Consider the following 21,963-nt stretch of genomic DNA (forward strand, 5'->3'; position numbering starts at 1 on the left):
GGTTTCTCTTGTTTGAGAAATCGCTTTTTTGTTTTTGTGCTTCTAAAAAATATCCGAAATATCTTCCCATTAAATACAAAAGCAGCAGGCACAAAAAAAGCCACATTCAGTGGCTTTTTCTATTCAAGACGCTCTCTTTATAAAAACGCCCTGCTATTCAAGACTATAGGAATTATAGGTCTTGGATGTTCTCAGCTTCTAGCTCTTGGAAGTAGCGTAGAGTCTTAACTTTTAGCTCTTGTTGAGCTGGCTCATCAGCAACGATGATAGCTTTACGGTGCATCTGTAGAGCTGTAACAGTCCACATGTGGTTTACAGAACCTTCGATAGCCATTTGAAGCGCTTGAGCTTTGTTGTGGCCTAGAGAAAGGATCATCACTTCTTCTGCATCTAGAAGAGTCGCAACACCGATAGTTAGTGCGTATTTAGGAACTTGGTTGATGTCGCCATCGAAGAAACGAGAGTTCGCGATACGAGTGTCTTCAGTCAACGTTTTGATACGAGTGCGTGAAGATAGAGAAGAACCTGGTTCGTTGAATGCGATGTGACCGTCGATGCCTACGCCGCCCATGAACAGGTTGATTTTGCCGTATGAACGGATTTTCTCTTCGTATGCTGCACAGTGAGCATCGATATCTTCAGCTTTGCCGTCTAGCAGGTTGATGTTTTCTGCTTGGATATCAACGTGGTTGAAGAAGTTCTCGTGCATGAATGTGCGGTAAGACTCTGGGTGGTTAGGGTCGATGCCAACGTACTCATCCATGTTGAATGTTACAACGTGCTTGAAGCTAACTTCGCCAGCTTTGTAAAGTTCAATTAGCTCAGCGTAAGTAGTTAGAGGTGTGCTACCAGTAGGAAGACCTAGTACAAATGGACGCTCAGCCGTTGGAGCGAACTTGTTGATTGAATCTGCGATATGACGAGCAGCCCATTTACCTACTTTAGCTTTGTTGCTTAATGGAATAAGTCTCATTGATTTTGCCCCTAGAAATAAAATTTTATAGTGTTCTGAAACATTAATTCGCATTATAAAATAAGTTATCCAGTTCCGCTATTGTTTTAGGTCAAGTTTTTGCTTTTTTCGTCGTAACTGTGACTGGAACTCTCAAAATTGCACAATTATTGTATGGATATTTGGTGGCGTTAAACAAGATTAATACGTTTGTCATATACAGCAATGTTGATCTAATTCAGCACCTGAAAGGGTTGGTGTGTTTCTATGCCTTGATACGATTATTGCAATAATGGCATCGCTCGAACCATTGACGAATTTTGGTGCATTAACGTGTTTCGAGTATAAACAAGCGTTGAGCGTATAGTTGAAACTAGAAAAATAATGATGGCAATGGAGCGCTATCGTGATAAAAGACAGGGGCAGGATGAAGAACGATGAATCTCAGTGGGATGAATACCCATAAGATTGAACGAGAGCTGTGTTTTAGTCACGCTATCGCTATGAATTGTATATAAATATTGGTAAAAATGGATAGGTTGGCTAAACTTACCAATTACAAAGAAGATGTGTGTTTGAAGGCAAAAAAAAGCCCAAAGTGATGAGGTATCACTTTGAGCGATTTTACTAATCTTCTAACACTAACTCACTTTCGTATTCTTCCCTAGATACGTCGCCGCGTTTGCAGCCGTTTAGGGTGTGAAAGCGACGGCGTCCACGAGCCAGTTGAATGTACTTCAACCAAACACGCTCTAACTTGGACTTTGCCTTATGAGGGTGAGACAACACTTTAATGAAGTGTTTTTCTTCTGCATTGATTGGTGCTAGTTCACCAGTTTCAAGTGCAAGCATAGTGTCACCAAACAAGGTTAGGATTTCCTCTTCTGAAAGAGTAAAATCACCCGACTTAGCGAACCCTCTCGGGAATTTAATGGTGTCATAAAAACGTTTTTTTCCGTGTCGGAATTCGGTCTCAGACATATCAGCCTCAGTAATGTGGTTAGATAGAAATTAGTGTTTATTGCTCACGCGAAAATATTGTTAAAAGGCTAAAATAGGAAACAAAATGTTTTTGCCTTTACGATAAACAATCCTAGATCGGCTAGTTAGCAGATTTATTACAGAGATGTATTTGATGGATGTGAAAGTATTTAGAACCTTTCTTGAGGTTGCAAGGGTGCGCCATTTTGGGCGTGCAGCTGAAAACTTGTATTTAACACAAGCGGCGGTGAGTGCGCGGATCAAACAGCTTGAAGGCTATTTTGATACTCAGCTCTTCATTCGTGACCGCAATAACATCAAACTCACATCTTCCGGTGAACGTTTGATTGGTTATGCCGAAGTGATGGTGTCCACCCTACAACAAGCCAAATTTGAGCTGTCGTTAGAGAGTGGTAAAGCCTTGCAGTTAACGCTGGGCGGCACGCCGAATATTTGGGATGCGTATCTGCAAAACTGTTTAAGTGTGGTAACCGACTCTTTTGGTGGTTACGGCTTTATGGCAGAGGTGATGGGGCGCGAGCAACTGAACCGTAATTTGTTAGAACGAACCTTAGATATGGCTTTCGCGTTCGATCAGATCAAAGCAGAAGAGCTGAACTGTAAAAAAGTCGCTGACTTGGTTTTGGTGTTGGTATCAACGCAGCAAGATGATCTGGAATCTGTATTTCAACATAAGTATGTTTATGTGGATTGGGGAACGCGCTTTGGTTCTGAACACGCAGAACGTCACCCTAAAGTGCCAGCACCGTACCTACGTACCTCTACAGCCCGTATCGCCCTCGATTTCATTTTAGAGAAAGGCGGCAGTGCGTATCTTCCGGTGTCTCTAGTCGAACCTTTTATCGATTCGGGTCAGCTGCACAAGGTGAAAGGGGTTGAAGACTGGTATCTCCCAATTTATCTGAGCTACCGTAAAAGCAGTACCTCGGTTGATGCGATCATGCAGGTTGAGAAGTTGGTTAATGAGATTGACCCATCGACGGCTTACACATTGCAGCAAGCCGCTGAACAAGCACCTGAGTAACGGCATTCGCGGTAAGCAGTAGCTTTGCTGATTAGATTCAATAAAAAATGGCTCCCAACTAATTGTATAGTTGGGAGCCATTTTTGTTTTAAACCAGAAATGTACTTCTTTTCGGAACTAGAGATCGTTTCTAATTCCATAAATATCGTTTAAGCCTGGTATGTGTAGCCTTTATTAAAAGCCCTATAGGTTCATTAGATTCTCAATAGACTCTTCAAGAGAGTGTGACATGTACGAATGGATTTGATTGCCATCCGTTGCGTCAATCTCGATCATAGAAATCCCGTTGTCCGCTTTGTCTTCAAGAAAGCTTAGAGACTGCTCGACTGATTGACTGGTGAGAACCTGTTGATTTGATAAAACAATACGACATGTGTGTAGAACCATAGCCTTTTCCTTTTTATATTCGATAGGTCTCTGCATCTTGGCGTGCTAAGTACCGATCGTTGACGTTGTGAGAAGAATGTCCTCTCTAGGTTAAATTTAGTCGAATTGAATAAAATTAAAACCCTTTTTTGTGATTTATCTGACCTTCGCTTCCGAAAGTGGCTAGCGACAATGGTGGTTCACGGTAAACTTTTAGGTATCGGATCAAACGCTATGGTAAGTGGGAAGAGTACGGCATGTCGAAAAAGATCAATCACAACAGCAGCTTAACCAGTGAGCAGTGCCATTTGGCTCGATATGCACGAGATGCTCGCTTTGATGGGATGTTTTTTACAGCGGTGAAAACGACAGGAATTTTTTGTCGCCCGATTTGCCCAGCCACACCACCCAAAGAAGAAAACGTCGAATATTTTTCCCATCAAGCTCAAGCATTGAAAGCGGGATATCGTCCTTGTTTACGTTGTCGACCAGACAGCGCACCTTTTTCGCCGGCTTGGAAGGGCGTCGAAACCACTTTCTTACGTGCGATGCAGTTGATTGATAATGGCGCTCTGAATTCAGGATCTATCGTCGACCTTGCAACGCGGTTAGGTATTTCAGATCGTTATTTACGAACCTTATTCGACAATTACATCGGCGTGTCACCCAAGCAATATAGTCTGTACAGTCAATTGATGTTTGCCAAGCAGTTGCTGCACACCAGTAGCATGAGCATTACTGATGTCGGCTTTGCTAGTGGCTTCAATAGTACGCGCCGTTTTAATGATGCCTTTCAAAAAGAGCTGCAGCTTTCGCCAAGCCAAATTAGGCGAGCGAAGCCAAGTGACACTCAGAGTAATCATATTCAGCTTGGTTTTCATGGACCCTTAGATTGGAACCACTTGTTGAGGTTTTATCGACGAAGAATGATTGAGGGCTTAGAAGGCGTTGGCGAAGATTATTATAAGCGCACGGTAAATGTGAACGGGTCAAAGGGTTGGTTCAAGGCGACTTTAGCCAAAGATAACCGCTTGGATATTGAATTTGAGTTGGATGATATAAGCCAATTAAGAAGCTTGATTGCGAATATCCGCCGTATGTTTGATCTTGATGTCGATATTGCCAAGGTTGAGACGTTCTTTACGACTATCGATCCTAACTTGGTGGCTAAGAGTGGTATCCGTATTCCTGGCGTGTGGAGTGCTTGGGAGGCAGGCGTGAGAGCGATTCTCGGGCAGCAAGTTTCGGTAACCGCGGCGATTGGTCAGCTTAACTTATTGGTCAAAGAGCTTTCTGATGAACATGAGAAAGCCAGCTTCCCAACACCAAAACAGATAGCGGACGCTGATGTTAGCTTCTTGAGAATGCCGGGAAGCCGCAAAGAGACCCTAAAGCGTTTTGCCGAATACATGGTCGACAATGAAGCTGAGCATCCTTCCAAATGGATTGAGCTAAAAGGGATTGGGCCTTGGACTATTCAATATGCACTGCTTCGCGGGTTAAGCGAACCTAATCATCTGTTGGTTGGTGACTTGGTGGTGAAGAAGTTTATTGAGCATCGCCCCGCCATCAACACGGAGAGTGTTTCGCCTTGGGGTAGTTACGCCACGTTCCACTGTTGGAATCAGTCTTAATCGGAATACTAAGCTAGGAGATATCATGGACAACCGTTTTACTTACTATGAGAGCCCATTGGGAACCGTGACGTTACAGGCGAACGATGAAGGCTTGCTCGGCCTTTGGTTCGAGACACATACCACCAAGCCGGAACCGTTGGGTGTTCAAGATGATAGCTTTCCGATCTTTGCATTGGCTATCGAGCAGCTTAATCGCTATTTCTCGGGCGAAGCTATTCAGTTTTCTGTGCCGATTGCAGCCAAGGGCACGCCATTTCAGCAGTCGGTTTGGCAGGCGCTGACGACCATTCCTTATGGAGAGACTTGGAGCTATGCACAACTGGCCGATGCGATAGGCAATCCGAAAGCCGTTCGTGCTGTGGGTTTGGCGAATGGCAAAAATCCGGTTTCAGTGATTGTGCCGTGTCACCGTGTGATTGGTAAAAACGGCAAACTGACGGGTTATGCAGGTGGCGTAGAACGTAAACAGCACTTATTGGTGATAGAGGGAAGAGAGCAAGACTAGCAAGCGATTTAGCCATGAGCCTGTCGAGATGCTGGCTGAATATCTCGTACTACTTAATGGTGAAGGCGAGTGGTTCTTAAAATATGACTTTGCATTAAAATCAACGCTTTCTGGGAAATATCGATTTGGTTGCATATCCTTTAACCATGTTCTCTAGGCAAGGATGCCCAAATGAATAGCCATCATTCACTTATACTCTGCTGCAGTAGCGCACTATTGCTGACGGGCTGTTTAACCGACACCAGTCGACCCTTCGAAGTACCACAACTTGCTCTGTTCAAAGGTATGTATGAGAACGCAGATAATGACAGTTATCTACTTTTTGAATCCGGGCAAGTGACTTATCAAACAACGGATAATTCCGTTACTCGAACCTATCGTGTTGATGATGACTTGATCACCATTGAGTTCAATTCTGGAAGCAGTCGAACTGACTCTAGACTAGTGATGCGCATTCAACAACAGGGCGAGATGCTAACTTGCAACCAATGCCCAGCGATACAATTGAGTAACGTCTGGACACTTATTGAGAAGCCTTTGAAAGACAGTTCGAATTAGAAAAGATCTCCATTCAGCCATAGGTGAGCGGCGATACTGACGGCATAGCCAATCATGATCACTGGCATCCATTTTAGGTGTCCAAAGAAGGTGTATTTTCCATGCGCCGCCCCCATCAATGCCACACCTGCTGCACTGCCTATAGATAGCAAGCTACCACCGACACCTGCGGTTAAGGTGATCAGTAGCCAGTTGCCCATCGACATTTGGGGTTCCATGGATAACACGGCAAACATCACCGGAATGTTATCGACAATAGCCGATAAGATCCCCACCATGACGTTGGCCCAAATTGGATCCCATTGGCTATACATCACGCCCGAGGCTAATTCCAAGTATCCAAGTAAACTCAAGCCACCGACACACATTACGACGCCGTAGAAGAACAGCAACGTGTCCCATTCGGCATGCGAAACTCTTCGAAATACATCGAATGGCACAACAGAACCGAGTCGTTTCAGGGCGCCTTCATCGTTATTGGCGATCGCCACCGCTTTTTTCTTCGCGAGTGAGTTGGGTAAAGTCTTACGTAAGTAATAACCAAAGAACTGCAGGTAGGCGAGTCCCATCATCATCCCCATCACAGGAGGGAAGTGGAGTACGGCATGGAAAGCAACCGCGGTCGCTATTGTCATGATGAACAAGAATACGATTCGTCTTGCACCACGTTTTAATTCAACGTGTTGATGAACCGTGTCGGGCTGAGTCGTAGGTACAAAATAAGACATGATCAACGCAGGGACGAGGTAATTCATCACCGAAGGGATAAACAAAGGAATGAACTCACTAAAACTCACATAACCAGCCTGCCACACCATTAGCGTTGTGATGTCACCGAATGGACTGAACGCGCCGCCAGCATTGGCGGCTATCACGATATTCACACAAGCGAGATTAACGAATTTAGGGTTAGAGCCTGCAACCTTGAGAACAACGGCACACATCAATAGAGCTGTCGTAAGGTTGTCGGCAATAGGCGAGATAAAGAAGGCCAGAATACCGGTTATCCAGAACAGAGAGCGGAAATTGAAGCCTTTGCCTACCATCCACGCTTGCAGCGCATCAAACAGTCTTCTCTCTTCCATGGCGCTAATGTATGTCATGGCGACGAGCAGAAAGAGTAATAGCTCGGCGTATTCCAGAAGGTTGTGTTCGAGCGCTTGTTTGGCGACTTCAACAAGGTTGTGTTCTTGGTAGGTAAAACCAATGATTATCCAGATCAGGCCCGCTGCAAGTAGAACCGGCTTGGATTTTCGGAGTTTTAGGTATTCTTCCATCATCACCACGATGTAGGCGACAACGAAAATAGTCAGCGATAGGTAGCCAGCAAATGAACTGGTTAGCTTAAGTGGCTCTCCCAACTGAGAAGTGGCAGCGCCTGCTACCGAAGAAAAGAGTAACAAAGAGAGAACAGCAGAAAGCTGGATACCTAACATGGATTACGCTCCGAAGTTAATAAGTTATTAACACGGGTAAAAGAGTAGACCTAAATAACCATGTGGGGTGTGATAGATATCTTAATAATTCAATAGATTATAGTGAAAAAGAAAGACGGTGGCGAAAGTATTAGCTTTGATGGATACTCCTGGCAACTCAGGCTTAGCATTGATTGCGTCGCTTCAAAGTACTGATGCTGGCGCGGGGCGATCGTTAACTTCTTCTCTTCAGGTACAGTACTGTTCACCCTTCCAGTTATGGATGGTTCTTTGGCGGTAACTTCGTCAATTGGCCTAGCGGTTGCTGTGATGTTTATCTTCAAGTTTGTTGGTGCAATACATGGGACGTATCATGGGACCAATTGGTATTGAAGGTCGCTATATTCCAGTGATGATCGCGATTTCGGTATTGAATGCCTTTGGTGCAATGTTCTTGATGAACATTATTTTGTAACGTGACTTTTAACGGTTAGCTACTATTAACGGTCAGCTACTAACAGCTTTTAGACGTTACAAAAAAGGAAACCCCGTTTGGCTTTCACCAAACGGGGTCTATTCTTTTCGTAGCCATCCTGCTACTGCGCGTTACTTATCTTTCAATAGGTAACTGGTGCTCCCTGCATCGTTCCTTGACGTGGCTAAATCCTTTAACCTATCCAATTCATCGCCTTCCTAGCGGTGTCCTTGCTAACTCATCATCCTGACAAGCGACTCTATCCTAGAGCAAAACTTCCTTGCTGATAACTCATCCTAAGTCATCAAATCTTCATCCTGAAGATACCTAATCCGTTAGGCTTTTTCCTGTTCCTGCCAACTCCCTGTCGACATGTGTATTAAACACTGCAGAGGCTTTACTCACAATCCACCTCAAGAAATAAATGTACTCACTAGCCGAAAGAAATATGCGTGGATTCATACAAAACAAGGGGTTGGGTTTGTATTTTAGGAATTTTCTGCGAAGCTTGATTGTGATCTCTTACGTTCGGTGTGAGAGATCTCTTACAAGTGCTCGGGCGTGATTATCATTTTATCTTGGCGGTTAATGTCGAAAAGATAGAAAAGAACACTGAGTTAAGACAAAACAATAGGGAAATATGATGGTTACAGCACTTTACGCAGCTCTGCTGACAGTCGTAATGATTTGGTTGGCGATTGAAGTTATTAAGCAAAGACGAATCAATCTTGTTGCTCATGCCGATGGCGGTGTTGAGTCGTTACAGATAGCACGTTCGGCACAAAGTAACGCGATGGATTACATCCCAATCACGGTGATTTTGATGGGGTTGCTAGAGATGAATGGGGCTGGTGTGTGGCTTATTCATGTCATTGGTGTGGCGTTTATTCTGGGGCGAGTGATTCACGCTAAAGGGATCTTAGCGAAGAATTTCAAAGGCAGAAAAGTGGGTATGGTGTTAACGCTTATCTGCATGATCTCCTTGATTGTCCTAAACTTAGCTTACCTACCTTTTGATAAAATGTTCTAGGGAGCATTATGGCATTGCGCCTTCCTCCTGCTTGGGCTATTGTCCTTGCAGGGCTAATACTCAACATCATGGCGATTGTCATGTCGAGCTTGGTGTTGGACAAAATTGAAGCGGAGAAATCGGAATACAACGATCGTAAATACGGCAATGTGTATTCTATACAACTGTCCTGGAATACGATCGAAACCTTAGAGCGTAAGCGTGAAGCGATTCTGATTCACCTTGATAAGCTATCCCCAGAAATCGCTCAACCTGCCACTGTTCTTGATGAAGCGCTTCGCGGACAACTTCGGAGTTGGGTGAGTGACGAGGTGCCGGCCATCTCGTTGGCTAATTTACCTAAGCTTATGATGCTGATAAACAATGCCCAAGAATCGCAACGATCACGAATTGATGACTACTATTTGGATAATCTGACCTTGGTTGAGTTAATCCAAAGGCTTGATGAGAAAATGGCTTTCTATAAGAACATCGCCCTGTTTCTTCAGGTGTTTGGTTTAGCGCTTATCTTAGCTCGCGACCTAGCAAGAAGACCTTAGTCTTTAACCTTATTGACCTATTTACTTGTACCGCTAACGAGACTCACTTGGCAGGTTGGGGTGCTGCTGGCCTTGGTATTTTGGTAGCTGTTCTTTCAGCCCCTTAAACGTGCTCAGCGCACTGCCTATCGATAACTTATTCATCAACCAATTGGGCAAAATACCCCCTGCGTTCGCATATGCGGTGTAGGTGATGTAAGTATTGCCATTAGTGAGCGGTTGCAGCGTCCAAAGTGCGTCCACATCGTAAATTCGAATATACCCCGACTCTTTCGCCAAATAGTTAGATGCATCTTTAATCGACAAGACAAACTGCCCATCCTCGATGCTGTACTTTGAGTAGGTCACCATATCGCGATCTCTAGCAGGCCAAGGCGCTTTGAATTGGGTATAGACGATGTTTTCTGCCTCAGATATCTGCATCAAGACACGGCTTTGCGACACATTGTCTATCCAGTTTGGCACGTTCTCGCTGTCTTCCAGCAACAGTAAAAAACCGGAGTAAGTGGTGGGCGTTTGCATTTGTGCTCGTATCTCTACTAAGCCTTCACTGTGAGGTCTCTTATCAATGATGATGCCGTCTTCACTTTTGACGAACTGCCATGGAGCTGCATAAGTCAGTGTTGATAAGGCGCAGAGCCCAAGTGCAAAAATCCTAGGTAATATCATTATTCTTCCATAAAAAGAAAAGCTTATCTTCTAGGAGTATAGAATAGAAATGGGTTTGATTCGTGCTAAAGGCTGACGGGTTTTCCTGATTTGAGCAACGCATCGCCATTTATTGTGGTGATACCAATAGCTGGAGGCTTATTAAGATTTGGAACGTCGAAATGAAAACGGAAGCGTTCGGTCGCTTCCGTTTTTATTAATGGGCAATGGATAAAGGTTAAAGTTACTAGGCTAAAACTTGTAGGTTAAAGCTTATAGACTAAAGCTTATAGGCTTCTACGGTTTTGATTGTCGTCCAGTTGCTGTTGGCGTCTTGGATGAACTCTTGCGTATCTTCCAACCATCGTTTTTGTACAGATTTGTCTAAGTTCAGATACAGCTTTCCATCTTCGACTTTCCATGCGTTAGGGTCGGTCTCAAATTTCTTACCCATAGCCACACCAAAGGCACAATAGCCACCGTATTTAGGCGCATAAGCTTCAGGATTGGTGCGGAACTGATCTCGGTTGTCACTGTTTGCGAACTGATAAATAGCGTTCTTATAAGTAGCAGTGAATTCTGATGAACCTTGAACGGCACCAGCATCAGTAAAGTAAGCCACTGGGTCATAGCCTTTGATCGCTATGTCATTGCTATCAACGCTCATGTCGATGTCTGCTGCCATCAGTGAAAAGCTGGTTCCTAGTAACGCGGCCAATAGAGTGATTTTTTGACTGGTCGATTTCATGTGTGACATATCAAGTTCCTTGTCAGTGTTGGTTATCTTGTTTGAAGTAATTTAGCCCACTTGTCCGGTCTATAGAGGGACAAAAGAACTTAAAAGTAAGCGAATCGTTCGGAGGATGCATGGATCTGCTTTCACAACTAATGGAACACTTCTCGATACGCACTGGCGTTTTCTATTCTGGAAACCTGTGTGGAGTATCGTCATTTAACGCGCAACAAGGTAAAGAGGGCCACCTTCATGTATTGAGCGCGGAGGAGTTGAGCTTGTCTAGCGCTCACACGGAACACAGGCATTTGTCGCAGCCTTGCATTGTTTATTTGCCGAAATGGCGTCACTGGCCGCGATGTCTCGCACTCAGTTTATTGAAGCATTCAAGCGCGAGGTGGGCGAAACTCCGGGTGATTATGTCCAAAAGTGGCGTGTGTCTGTGGCTCAGTCTTTGCTGTTACAAAACAAGCCATCAATTGGGTGGCGGACGAAGTGGGGTACAACAGTTATTCTGGATTCTCGCGTGCTTTTCAGCATGTCGCGGGAATGTCGCCACGTTTATGGCTAAAGCAAAATGCGTCGTGAAGCGCTGGCCATCCCTACCTGCAATATGGCTATTGGCATCAGGCTGGCCTATGTTTTAGCGGAAATTGAGCGTAGTTTGTTCATTTCTCGAATGACGGTGTAAAAAGGTGGACTTTATTAGCTCGTTGTAACATCCTGCCCGTCCTATTTTATCAGACATCAATGAGACGAAGTGCCTGCTGAGCATTATTCAGCCTCCCGTATCTCATTAAAGTATTAAGGAGTTCAACTTGAACCTATTTGTAAGAGACCTTACCGTTATCGATTCTTCATACATCTGTGAACACAGAGGGGTCGTAGGAGATAGTTGGATTTTAGATGTCACCATGTCTGGTGAACTTAATGAAATGAGCATGGTGCTGGATTTTAGCAAGGTCAAAAAGCAGATCAAACAGCTTGTCGATGAGCATGTTGATCACCGTTTGCTGCTGCCAATGCAGAGCGCTGCAATTGTTCTTCAAGCGAGCAAAGCGGGCTACTCTAAGGTTGATGTGTTGCGTGGTGACAAGAGTCTTCATCTACATTGCCCTGATGAAGCATATTGCCTCATTGATGCAGAAGCGATCACCATCGAGAGTGTGACCGCACACGTTTACAATATTCTTCGCGATAACCTACCAAGTAACGTCACAGGGTTAGAGATCACCCTACGTCATGAGAACATTAATGGCGCGTTCTACCACTACACCCATGGTTTAAAAAAGCATGATGGCAACTGCCAGCGCATCGCGCATGGTCACCGTTCTCCAGTTGAAATTTTGGTTGATGGTCAGCGTGACGGGCAACGTGAACAAGCATTTGCTCAGCGTTGGGAAGACATTTATTTAGGTTCTAAAGAAGACCAAGTTTCAGTTTCATCACTTAACCTGAGTGAAAACGCGAACAGTGTTAATGATGAAAGTCACTATGGCTTCCGCTACACCGCGCCACAAGGCGAATTTGAGCTAGCGATTGCTAAGAGTGAGACGGAAATTTTACCGACAGATACCACGGTGGAATTACTTGCTGGCTATATCGCGGATCAAGTTGAACCGAGCCTAGCAGAGAACCAATCACTACAAATCGTCGCTTATGAAGGTGTTGGCAAGGGCGCAATGGCGTTCCGATAACACTCCAGCGAGTGACACAGTCTCATTACTGACATGATGAAATAAAGGCAAGATAATCCGTTATCTTGCCTTTATTTTTTGTGACTCTTTAAAACTGATTTAGCTGATGATGTTAGGCACAAACACTAACGAAGCAGCACACGTCGCAGTGGTGTTTTTTCGATTCCAACAACCAACCCGAAGCTCAACAATACGGTGCCAAAAAATACCGTAACGTCTTTTGCCAATTCCGTAATGCCTAAAACTCCACAGACATTGAACAGCACGATAATGATCAGCAAATGGCAAACGTAGATGCCTAACATACGATTCGAGATCGCGCGAACCCACGCATAGTCGCCGATGTTTGGATTAGCCAAAAGCCACATAAATACGCCCATTCCCCATAGTGCCGTACCAAACAAGAAATCATTCATGTTGAATCCGACGTCGAACGTGGTGAGCCACGCCGCCTCAGCAAAGTGAATCAACATGCCTAACGCTAATAACGCCAGCGCTTTAGTGGATGACACCTTCCATTGATTCTGACGAATGAGGAAACCTAAGGTCACCATTAACGTGCTAAAGAACGGGCCGTTACGAGTAAAGAAAGGTGCGCAGAGTTCGGTCAAGTTCGCGTAGCTGCCCGCTAAAACACCATAGACGTAAAGTGCAATTGCCGTTGGTAATAGCAGTTTTTCGAGTTTCATTTCGACTATCAAAGCGATGATCAAAACGGCACAAACCAGAGCGGGAATAAACCATAAATGAACCAATCCACCCTCTAAGAAAGAGTTGAGCGGGGTGTTCATTAAAAAGCCCCAATAGTCTTGGCGTTCGCCTAAGTAACCGAACTCTTCCACCTTCGCGAGGTTGAATGGCATGACTAGGCAAATGATGCTCCAAACCACCCAAACCTTGAGGAGTGGTTTCGAGTAGTTGACCACGGTTGTCCAAGGTAAGGCAGTGAGCTTAGGTTGAATCAGATAACCTGAGATAAGGAAGAAAAGAGGCACAGCGAAGCGAGCGGCTTGGTTAAGCACATAGCCAATCCAAGGCACTTCATCGATTTGCCAATAAGTAAGTGCCACTTGGCCATGTAAGCCAATGATCGCCAAGATAGCAATCACTCGACCCAACTCAATACTGGCGATGTGTTGTGAAGGCGTATGTTGAACGGAAGACATATCAGATCTCTAAGAAAATTTTCGTAGAATCTAACAGCCTTTTTATTGAATCAGTTAGCGCTAAATCAAGGGTTGCGACCTTTGTTTTAAGGCTTGTATTGATTATTTGAAGCCTGTCGCAGCTATATTAAATCCATTGCAGTAAGTACAAAAATACCGAGAGTACAAGTGATAAGAGAAACAACAGTAGTAAGCGCGATGATGTTAGCCGCCAGTGTTGAGTTTCCTCCCATCGCACGAGCCATAACGTAGCTTGCCGCTGCTGTTGGTGCTGCGCTCATCAAGAAGATAAGCCCGAGATCGAGCCCTTCAAATCCTAAGTACCCAGCCGCCAGTGTAATCAGTAACGGTGAGGCAATTAACTTGTAGCTAGAGGCGAACCACGTCGATAACTTTTCTTGTTTGAGCGAGCTGATGTCCAGCGACCCACCGGTACACAGCAGTGCCAAAGGTAACGTCATGTTGGCAAAGTACTGACCAGCATCAGTGACCATTTTGGGGATAGGAATCGAAAGCGCATAGAAGACGACCGCTAAGAAAATAGCGATGATCAATGGGTTCTTGGTAATCGACTTAGCGATCACTTTAATCGCTTTCGCACCAGTGTCTTCGCCTTTGGGTGTCAGTGCAATCACGGCTTGAATGTTATACAACACGGTTAGAGATGCGACATAGATAGCCGCCAATGCCACGCCTTGGTTGCCATAGATATTAGCCACATAGGCGAGGCCGATGATCGCGGTATTAGCGCGGAATCCACCTTGGACAATCACACCTTGATCTTTCGAACCTTTGAATACCAACTTGGTTGAGAAAATCGTGAACAAGAAAAAGATAAAGTTAGCGATGACGCCAAACGCCACTAACGCGCTACTGGCTGAAAAGTTGTGATTTGATTGAACAATACTAAGAAATAGCATTGCTGGTAAGGTGACTTGAAATACGACCTTAGATGCGACATCAATGAAATTGTCATTGATCAAGCCGATTCGCTTGAGCATCACACCAAGAAACAGCATTAAACAGATAGGGCCTGTTACTGACGCCGAAAACGCAAACTGTTCCCAAAGTGTGTTCATTCTTTTTCCTTTGTTAGTCGATTTCAATTTCCTTTGAATACTGTCGCATTTTTCCACAATTCTTTGATAATACAAAATGAATACCAAGGGTTAAGTAAAAAACTTGAAAAAAAGTACGAACGTGCTAAAAATAAAGCATCAGATTTATTATTGGTGAATAATGAGCAAAGGAAAGATAACCAAAGAGTATATTTTGAGCCATGCATTCGCGCTTGCAAGTGAGAATGGGCTTGAGAGTTTGACGATTGGCGAGTTAGCCAAGCAGTGTGGCATGTCTAAGAGTGGCTTGTTTGCACACTTCAACTCTAAAGAAAACCTGCAACTCTCTGTACTCGAGTATTCCAACGCCATATTCACCGAAAGAGTCATCATTCCCGCAAGAGAGCTGGGAGATGGTGATATTGAAGCGAAATTGAAACAGCTGCTCGACAATTGGTTGGGCTGGAACCATTCATTCCAAGGCAGTTGCATGTTTATTGATGCATGGAAAGATGCGGGCAGTGAAACGTCTGTGATTCAGAAAGCACTGCAGAAAACCATTTCAGTGTGGATTGATTACTTGACGATTCAGGTAGCAAAAGCGGTTGAGAGCAAACAGTTCAGAGCCGATTTAGATCCTAAACAGGCAACCTTTGAGTTATACGGCCTCTACTTGAGTGCCAACTTGTTCTACTCGTTACGAGGCCAACAAGCGAGCCACACCCACTTTTGGAGTGGTGTACAGCGCTTAATCGCTAGCTGGAAAGAGGTTTAGCTCGCAAAGCATCTGAGTTTTGTTTAACTAAGGCTTATAAGAAATTTTAAGAGAAGTGGCGGCAAGCAGCCATAAAAAGCGCTATCGCCATTTTTTACACTAACAAATAGCACGGTCGTTCGATTTTTAGGGCCGAGCTCGATCCGCCAATGATGATGGCGATACAAGGAACGGTCATGAGTGACAAAATCTACTTTAATACATCGAACAAATTCAGCTTCAAGCGCAGCTTAATTGGCGCAACAACCAACCTGCATTACATTCTAGCGCCGAGTCATGCGAAGAAAACCGCACGTAAGCTGCTGCTCACGCCAATGCGTACCGAGCAAAAAAATGCCGATCCCCAAGGGCTTATCAAGAGTGAAATCAAAGGTCGTGATGGCGTTATAAAAACCTATTCTTTAGGTACCGGACCTGTTTGGGTGCTGACTCATGGTTGGTCTGGCACTGCGAGTCAGTTTTTCCCTCTGATGGAACATATTGCTGCTAAAGGTTTTACGGCTCTGGCTTACGATCATCCTGCTCATGGTGGCAGCGATGGTGTACATGGTCATATTCCTGCGTTTGTGAACGGTCTTGAAGCGATTCTAGATTCGGTAGGTGAGGTAGCTGGTTTGGTCGGCCACAGCATGGGTACGGCTTCTGCGTTGGAATGTAAGCACGTTAAATTGGAAAACAAGCCACTATTGCTGATTGCACCTGTACTGGATTATCTAGAAAACCTATTTGGCAGCGTCGCACGTTCTGGTTACTCAATGAAACTGTTTGAAGCGGTAGTCGGAGAAGTCGAAGAGCAGTTTAACTATCCAATTCAGTCTGTTGATCCCTATGGAAAGCTAGCGCTTCGTGAGTCTCAAACGATCATCGTTCATGATGAGCAAGACAAGTTTACTAAGTTTGATGTGTCTCAGCGTGCTGCTAATGAAATGGGTCGCGTTACTTTAATTGCGACTCAAGGACAGGGCCACGGGCGAGTAATGAAGTGCCCACAAGTGTTCGAGAGCTTTGATAACTTAATTGGCTAAGCACAACGAGCGCAAGTCAGTAGGACGCCAGTAAAAAGATCGTAAGCTCAAAGCTAAGAAAACAAACATTAAAAAGGCCAACCAGACATTATCTGGTTGGCCTTGCTTTTAGGTGCTTAGTTGGTGTTTAGCTCAACCCTATTTTTAGTTAACAGCTTGCAGGACCAATCTCTTTCCACACGCCCCATTGGCCTGTCGTTGTTGGATCTTCACCGGTTGTCCACCATTTCGCTTCCCAAACCTTACCGCCTTGAGTTACTTGGTCGCCGCCAGTGTAGACCGCACTTGAATCCCAAGCGTTAGTACACGTACCGCCGCCTGTGGTTTTCTTAAGAACGTTCACTGAAGTAGCCGCTACCGATGTATCAGTGCCATCGCTGACCGTTACAGAGAAGTTCAGCGTTGTATCTTGCGTGTATTCCGCCGCGACAAAGCTCACTGAAGAACCTTGAACCGTTGCATCAATACCAGCAGGTACATCCCATGTGAAGGTTAATGTGTCTTGGTCTGCATCGCTTGAAGCCGAAGCATCAACCACGACTACGTCACCCGCATTAACTTCAGCTGGAGCTGAAACAATCGCAACTGGTGCTGTGTTTACTGGGCCTGTATCTTTAGGGCTTACTGTTACAACAACGGTGTCAGTAGAAGTAGCACCTTCGTTGTCCGTTACCGTTAGGCTGAAGGTTAGTGTTTCTTGCTGAGCGACTTCAACAACATCGAAGCTCGCAACCGCAGCATTAGCGTTCGCCAGTGTTACTGCTGTACCGCCGACTTGAGACCAAGCGTAGCTCGCGATTGTACCGTCGCTGTCTTTTGAAGCGCTGCCATCTAGAGAAACAGAGGCTGGGCCTTCAACTGATTGGTCTGCGCCTGCAGCTGCCGTTGGTTTACGGTTTACAGGATCTGTTGTACCGCCAGCAAGGCCTTCATGCATTGCGTTGAGGATGTCGCCGTTGTCTGCATCAATTTCCCAAGAGAATAGACCCGCAAGGCCAAGGCTACGAACGTACGCGCCTTTTGCTTTTACTGAGCGGTCATCATCAAATGTGATGAGCTGGCCTGAAGTACGGTTCCAAACGTAAGGCGCTTCTGCCATTTCGTCGTAGCCATATTCGAAGCCGTTGATGCCTTGGTTATTCGCGCCAAGCATGTTTTCTTTAATGCCTTTGTAATCAATAACGCCATCTTCCCATATGCCTTGCGCAGAGCTACCTTTCAGTTTGCCGTTACCCACCCCTGTCATAGGGTCGCTAGGATCGGTGAGTGATGATGGTAATACGCCTTCCCAGCCACGACCGTACATCGCTGTACCAACCACAAGTTTGTTCACTGGAACGCCTTGTTCAAGTAGCAATTGGATGCCGTTGTCTGTGGTGTAAGCTGGGCCTGTGTACTGTTCGCCATTTTCATCAAGGCCTGTGCCATCACATTGACCAGGACGCATGAAGTTACCGCAGTTTAGTGCTGTTTGGTGACCTAACACGTTGTTCCAACCGCCGTAGAAGTCGTAAGTCATTGCGAAGATGTAATCCATGTATTGGATAGCATCGCCGTAGTTCACGTCTTCAATCTTATCGTGACCAACACCGATCGCAGAAGTGAGCTCGTAAGTACGACCGTTTTCCGCTTCTAGCTCATCTAGCATCACGCGAAGTTCTGCCATCAGTGCAATGTAAGCTGGGCCGTCATTTACAGGATCACCAAGGTCTGGAGCAGCACCGCCACCACCAGGGAATTCCCAATCGATATCCACACCGTCGTAGAATTTCCATGTGTTAAGGAATTTCTTAACAGACGCTACAAAGGTGTCACGGTTGGCTTTAGTTGTGAAATCAAAGAACGGGTCAGACAGCGTCCAGCCACCAATCGATGGGATGATCTTCAAATCAGGATTACGCTGTTTGAGCGCCATCATCATTGCGTAGTTACCCTTGATCGGTGAGCTGTATTCGTGTCCCGCTTGAGGGAAGCTTTTCTGGAAAGCCGCCCAAGGGTCATGAATCACCACTTCGTAATCGTTAACACCCTGACAAGCTGTCATGAGTGCGTTGTAGCTGTTACCGCCTACTGATTTAACTGATTCGTTCGGACCACAAATTGGGATGAAGCCATAAAGGATATGGGTTAAGTTGTCAGCGGGTAGGTTATCAACGGTGTAATCACGGCCGTAAATACCCCACTCTACAAAGTAAGTACCGACTACCGTATTTGGATCTGTGTTGTATGACTTGTTGTTCGGATCCACATTCATCGCAAGTGGCGCTAAGTGTGAGCCATCGGTATCAGCGATCGTGATTTGAGCAGGTGCGCTCTTGCTACAACCTGTTTCATCACACGCTTCGATTTCCATCTCAAATAAGCCGCCTTGGCCATATTCGAATGAAGCTGTGGTTTGGCTGCCAGTGATTGGGCCGGTGGCCACTTTAACGCCATCAAAGTAGATGTTGTACGTGTTTCCTGACGTTCCGCTCCATTGGTTGAACTTAACGTCGACCTTCGCTTGGTCGTGATATTTCACCATCTGGTTGTAGCCAGAGGTGGTTTCCATCGCGAGTTCAATTTTAGAAAATTGCAGGTTGTTGGAACCGTACATGTCGATGCTAGGTGCTGTTGGAGCAGCTAATGCTGTACCAGATAGCGCTAGAGCAATGCTTGCAGCACAGGTATTTATACGAATCATACTATTTCTCTCATTCCTTGAAGATTACGAGAACCCAATGGCCCCATAAACGGCTCCAATCAGTTTTGAAGGAGCTTCCCAGTCAGTATTCGAGGGAGTTTTAATTTCATAACTGAAAATAAATCCGTTTTCGATGGACAACTAAAAAATTGTATCTTGTTACAATTCTGTTGCTTAATGAATGAGAGGCTGAGTCCATGTTTTATAAAATAAAACATCCTTTAGTAGGAAAATCTCACAAGTGAAAATTCACGACATGAAGTTATGAAAAGGTGCGACAAACTATAAGAAAATACTGTGGATTGAAGCTGAATCACAAAGTGAAGTATGTTGAGCGAGCGGGGTCGATCGACGGGTAAACTTGAAGACGAATGCTTATGGCAGTATGGATAAGAGGGTTATCTTTTGAATTGCTCAGCTAAGGAAGCGCGTCGTTGTTGCATGACACTATGGGTATCACCAGTCGCAGTATCTTCGTAGCCTTCTTTAATAAATTGCTGAGATGGTACGCTTGGCTCTAATCGCTTTAAGCGAGGCGAATCGTAAGTACCACTGATGGTGTAAACGGTGGTTCCAGAGCCAGTGTTGATCGTGACGATCTTCCCGTCAAAATCGAATGAGGTAGTGATAAGACGATGATTCATCATCACACCGTTTTCTGAAAGTGTCAGGATGTCGGTGTTGTAAGGTGGCGCCGCAATCTCTATCCATGTGCCATAGACGTTGTTTGGGCTGACAGATTGCTGGTGGGCTTGGTAAGCAAAATAGCCGGCGGTGAGGGCAACCATAAAGCCAGCTAATAGGAAGCCGTAGAGTAACGAGTTGGCAAATAGAACTCTGCTTTTAGTCGGCTTTTTTGCCATTATCTCTTCATTTTTCGACTGATATTGTTTTAGATTCTATTAATTAAAACCTTAGTTTGCAAAAATTGTTCTAAGAGTTAGAAGCAGGATCGAATGTTCTAATAAATGTGGTTGCGTTAGTGGTTTTTAGCCTTGCTCCTCAGTATTTACGCTATCAATGAAAGCGAACTCCAGAAATGCTTAAGCTATGCGTATTTATTTCTTGTAGGAAAGTCTCGAATTGGTTAAAACAATTATCACCTAAATTTACGCATAGGCTTACTCGGTGAGCTCAATAATTGCAATTTGAAGATAATAAGGAAGTACAATGATTAAAGAAAACACATACTTTGAAGGTGGCGTTAAGTCGTTAGCGTTTAACCAGTCTGGTGCTGATGTGAGTGTTGGTGTAATGGCGGCTGGTGAGTACACGTTCGGTACTGCGGCTCCAGAAAAGATGACCGTTGTTAAAGGTGCTTTGATTGTAAAGCGTGTTGGTGATGATGACTGGACGACATACCAATCTGGTGAGTCTTTTGACGTTGCGGGTGACTCTTCATTCGACCTACAGGTAAAAGAAGCGACTGCTTACCTATGTGAGTATTTGTAATCAGGTCTAAATTTGTTCAATCAGGCATCGTTTGTCTCTGATTTAATAGAAAAAAACCACGCTCTAGGAGCGTGGTTAAATAAGTGATAGTAACCGGCAGTGGATAGTGTCACTTGTTTTTGTAGTCATCAAATGGATGACCAAATCGTTGTTCGTTGCAAAATCTCTTCAATCTTCAATCTTCAATCTTCAAAGCTCAAAGCTCAAAGCTCAAAGCCAAGACATCAGTAAGTCTCAAACACACCGTTGTTGTAGTCTTGAATTGTCTGTTCAATCTCTTCCATCGAGTTCATGACAAACGGACCATAGTGCACGACAGGTTCATTAATCGGCTGACCAGAAAAAATCAGTACACCTGAATCTTCTAGGCTTTCTAAAGACAACAATTCAGCTTTGGTGAGCAGGGCAAGTTGACTTTGGTTGATGACTTTGTCGCCGATCTTAATACTGCCTCGGTACACATAAGTCATGGCATTGTGATTAACATTAGTCCCTAACGTGACTTTTTGCCCAGAATGAGAGCGCCAATCCGCAACGCTTAATGGCACACCTGTTTTCTGTAATGGACCCTGCGCTCGTAAAGCCTCTGAATCCTTGTCAGTTTGGTTGTGCAGTTCAAACCCTCCGGCAATCACTCTTAACAAACCACTTTGTTCACTTTGATGCTCCGCGATGCTTTCACTTTGGAAATCGTGATACTGAGCTGGCTGCATTTTGTGTGTCGCAGGTTGGTTTATCCAAATCTGAAAACCATGCAGCGCACCTTCTTCCATCATTGGCATTTCGCTGTGAATGACACCACGGCCTGCGGCCATCCATTGAGCGCCACCGCTGCGTAGCTCTCCAACATTCCCCATATGGTCTTTGTGTTGGAAGTGACCTTGGAGCATGTAAGTGAGCGTTTCTATCCCACGGTGAGGATGTGGAGGAAAGCCGCCAACATAGTCTTTGCTTTCATCCGACTTCAGTTCATCAATCATTAAAAATGGAGAGAAACGTGCGTTATTAAAACCTGCGAGTCGTTGGATTTTGACGCCATCACCATCTGAGGTGGCATGTGCTGTAATCACATGATCTACTGCTCTTACATTCGTCATTTTGAAACCCTCATAAACTTGAATAGCTGTAGTTTATGTAATTTGATTTAAAAAGAAGATGGCACAGCGTTGAGTGACTTATTCGAAAATCTTGAACAGGTAACAATATGAAATTATGTCTATACT

Annotated in this window: 21 protein-coding genes and 2 pseudogenes; 12 read left to right on the top strand and 11 right to left on the bottom strand. The window is 44.8% G+C overall.

What is annotated here, in order from left to right:
• Positions 1-172: 172 nt before the first annotated feature.
• Entirely contained in the window at positions 173-973 is an 801-nt protein-coding gene (gene nagB / locus BCU07_RS15350) for a glucosamine-6-phosphate deaminase (protein ID WP_017057618.1), read from the bottom strand.
• Positions 974-1,579: 606 nt separating this feature from the next.
• Complete coding sequence (locus BCU07_RS15355; protein WP_017061517.1) at positions 1,580-1,933, bottom strand: DUF413 domain-containing protein; 354 nt, start codon at positions 1,931-1,933, stop codon at positions 1,580-1,582.
• Between the two features lie 154 nt (positions 1,934-2,087).
• Here BCU07_RS15355 and BCU07_RS15360 point away from each other — a divergent pair, with 154 nt between their 5' ends.
• Positions 2,088-2,978 (top strand): LysR family transcriptional regulator, encoded by an 891-nt coding sequence (locus BCU07_RS15360; protein WP_017061518.1) that lies wholly within the window; start codon positions 2,088-2,090, stop codon positions 2,976-2,978.
• A gap of 183 nt (positions 2,979-3,161) precedes the next feature.
• On the opposite strand, the gene BCU07_RS15365 is transcribed toward BCU07_RS15360, so the two are convergent.
• Positions 3,162-3,365 carry a hypothetical protein gene (locus tag BCU07_RS15365; RefSeq protein WP_017061519.1) on the bottom strand — a complete coding sequence of 68 codons (204 nt, stop codon included), beginning with the start codon at positions 3,363-3,365 and terminating at the stop codon, positions 3,162-3,164.
• A 236-nt stretch (positions 3,366-3,601) separates the two neighbouring features.
• Between BCU07_RS15365 and BCU07_RS15370 the strand changes: the two genes are divergently transcribed.
• From BCU07_RS15370 to BCU07_RS15380, 3 genes are all read left to right on the top strand, one after another.
• The gene (locus BCU07_RS15370) at positions 3,602-4,978 is read left to right on the top strand and encodes an AlkA N-terminal domain-containing protein (RefSeq protein ID WP_017061520.1); all 1,377 of its coding nucleotides are present in this window, start codon (positions 3,602-3,604) and stop codon (positions 4,976-4,978) included.
• A gap of 25 nt (positions 4,979-5,003) precedes the next feature.
• On the top strand, positions 5,004-5,486 hold the full coding sequence (locus BCU07_RS15375) for a methylated-DNA--[protein]-cysteine S-methyltransferase (protein WP_017061521.1): 483 nt from the start codon (positions 5,004-5,006) through the stop codon (positions 5,484-5,486).
• Between the two features lie 171 nt (positions 5,487-5,657).
• Positions 5,658-6,044, top strand: a complete 387-nt coding sequence (locus BCU07_RS15380; protein WP_102332295.1) for a hypothetical protein — start codon at positions 5,658-5,660, stop codon at positions 6,042-6,044.
• On the opposite strand, the gene nhaD is transcribed toward BCU07_RS15380, so the two are convergent.
• The gene (nhaD, locus tag BCU07_RS15385) at positions 6,041-7,480 is read right to left on the bottom strand and encodes a sodium:proton antiporter NhaD (RefSeq protein ID WP_102428133.1); all 1,440 of its coding nucleotides are present in this window, start codon (positions 7,478-7,480) and stop codon (positions 6,041-6,043) included. The two genes, BCU07_RS15380 and nhaD, sit on opposite strands and share 4 nt — an antisense overlap.
• A 109-nt stretch (positions 7,481-7,589) precedes the next feature.
• On the opposite strand from nhaD, the pseudogene BCU07_RS15390 reads away from it, so the two are divergent.
• From BCU07_RS15390 to BCU07_RS15400, 3 genes and pseudogenes are all read left to right on the top strand, one after another.
• Positions 7,590-7,816, top strand: a pseudogene (locus BCU07_RS15390) (YjiH family protein); the annotation flags it as partial.
• Between the two features lie 761 nt (positions 7,817-8,577).
• Positions 8,578-8,964 carry an MAPEG family protein gene (locus BCU07_RS15395; protein WP_004732742.1) on the top strand — a complete coding sequence of 129 codons (387 nt, stop codon included), beginning with the start codon at positions 8,578-8,580 and terminating at the stop codon, positions 8,962-8,964.
• Between the two features lie 8 nt (positions 8,965-8,972).
• Positions 8,973-9,503 carry a hypothetical protein gene (locus BCU07_RS15400; RefSeq protein WP_017094217.1) on the top strand — a complete coding sequence of 177 codons (531 nt, stop codon included), beginning with the start codon at positions 8,973-8,975 and terminating at the stop codon, positions 9,501-9,503.
• A gap of 33 nt (positions 9,504-9,536) precedes the next feature.
• Here the strand turns inward: BCU07_RS15400 and BCU07_RS15405 are convergent, their stop codons facing one another.
• Complete coding sequence (locus tag BCU07_RS15405) at positions 9,537-10,172, bottom strand: START domain-containing protein (protein ID WP_017081298.1); 636 nt, start codon at positions 10,170-10,172, stop codon at positions 9,537-9,539.
• Between the two features lie 259 nt (positions 10,173-10,431).
• Positions 10,432-10,908: a YHS domain-containing (seleno)protein gene (locus BCU07_RS15410; RefSeq protein ID WP_102428134.1), complete on the bottom strand. Its 477-nt coding sequence runs from the start codon at positions 10,906-10,908 to the stop codon at positions 10,432-10,434.
• Positions 10,909-11,018: 110 nt separating this feature from the next.
• Between BCU07_RS15410 and BCU07_RS15415 the strand changes: the two are divergent.
• Together BCU07_RS15415 and BCU07_RS15420 are read left to right on the top strand one after the other, a co-directional pair.
• A pseudogene (locus BCU07_RS15415) lies at positions 11,019-11,472 on the top strand (helix-turn-helix domain-containing protein).
• Between the two features lie 230 nt (positions 11,473-11,702).
• On the top strand, positions 11,703-12,581 hold the full coding sequence (locus tag BCU07_RS15420; RefSeq protein WP_017065070.1) for a 6-pyruvoyl trahydropterin synthase family protein: 879 nt from the start codon (positions 11,703-11,705) through the stop codon (positions 12,579-12,581).
• 125 nt (positions 12,582-12,706) lie between these two features.
• Here the strand turns inward: BCU07_RS15420 and BCU07_RS15425 are convergent, their stop codons facing one another.
• Both BCU07_RS15425 and BCU07_RS15430 read right to left on the bottom strand, forming a co-directional pair.
• Entirely contained in the window at positions 12,707-13,747 is a 1,041-nt protein-coding gene (locus tag BCU07_RS15425) for an acyltransferase (protein ID WP_102428135.1), read from the bottom strand.
• Positions 13,748-13,869: 122 nt separating this feature from the next.
• Complete coding sequence (locus BCU07_RS15430) at positions 13,870-14,826, bottom strand: AEC family transporter (protein WP_017072390.1); 957 nt, start codon at positions 14,824-14,826, stop codon at positions 13,870-13,872.
• Between the two features lie 160 nt (positions 14,827-14,986).
• Between BCU07_RS15430 and BCU07_RS15435 the strand changes: the two genes are divergently transcribed.
• Together BCU07_RS15435 and BCU07_RS15440 are read left to right on the top strand one after the other, a co-directional pair.
• Positions 14,987-15,580 carry a TetR/AcrR family transcriptional regulator gene (locus tag BCU07_RS15435; protein ID WP_017072389.1) on the top strand — a complete coding sequence of 198 codons (594 nt, stop codon included), beginning with the start codon at positions 14,987-14,989 and terminating at the stop codon, positions 15,578-15,580.
• Positions 15,581-15,756: 176 nt separating this feature from the next.
• Positions 15,757-16,605 carry an alpha/beta hydrolase gene (locus BCU07_RS15440; protein ID WP_017061536.1) on the top strand — a complete coding sequence of 283 codons (849 nt, stop codon included), beginning with the start codon at positions 15,757-15,759 and terminating at the stop codon, positions 16,603-16,605.
• Positions 16,606-16,753: 148 nt separating this feature from the next.
• Here the strand turns inward: BCU07_RS15440 and BCU07_RS15445 are convergent, their stop codons facing one another.
• Together BCU07_RS15445 and BCU07_RS15450 are read right to left on the bottom strand one after the other, a co-directional pair.
• A complete protein-coding gene (locus BCU07_RS15445; protein WP_102428136.1) occupies positions 16,754-19,288 on the bottom strand; it encodes a glycosyl hydrolase family 18 protein in 2,535 nt (844 codons plus the stop codon).
• A 398-nt stretch (positions 19,289-19,686) separates the two neighbouring features.
• Positions 19,687-20,151, bottom strand: coding sequence for a DUF2850 domain-containing protein (locus tag BCU07_RS15450; RefSeq protein ID WP_102428137.1), 465 nt, complete (start codon positions 20,149-20,151; stop codon positions 19,687-19,689).
• Positions 20,152-20,458: 307 nt separating this feature from the next.
• Here BCU07_RS15450 and BCU07_RS15455 point away from each other — a divergent pair, with 307 nt between their 5' ends.
• Positions 20,459-20,740 carry a pyrimidine/purine nucleoside phosphorylase gene (locus BCU07_RS15455; RefSeq protein ID WP_017057600.1) on the top strand — a complete coding sequence of 94 codons (282 nt, stop codon included), beginning with the start codon at positions 20,459-20,461 and terminating at the stop codon, positions 20,738-20,740.
• A 224-nt stretch (positions 20,741-20,964) separates the two neighbouring features.
• Here BCU07_RS15455 and BCU07_RS15460 read toward each other — a convergent pair whose 3' ends face one another.
• Positions 20,965-21,837 (bottom strand): pirin family protein, encoded by an 873-nt coding sequence (locus tag BCU07_RS15460; RefSeq protein ID WP_017069674.1) that lies wholly within the window; start codon positions 21,835-21,837, stop codon positions 20,965-20,967.
• Positions 21,838-21,963: the final 126 nt, after the last annotated feature.

This window comes from Vibrio sp. 10N.261.54.E10 (genome assembly GCF_002877735.2).
Classification (GTDB): domain Bacteria; phylum Pseudomonadota; class Gammaproteobacteria; order Enterobacterales; family Vibrionaceae; genus Vibrio; species Vibrio crassostreae_C.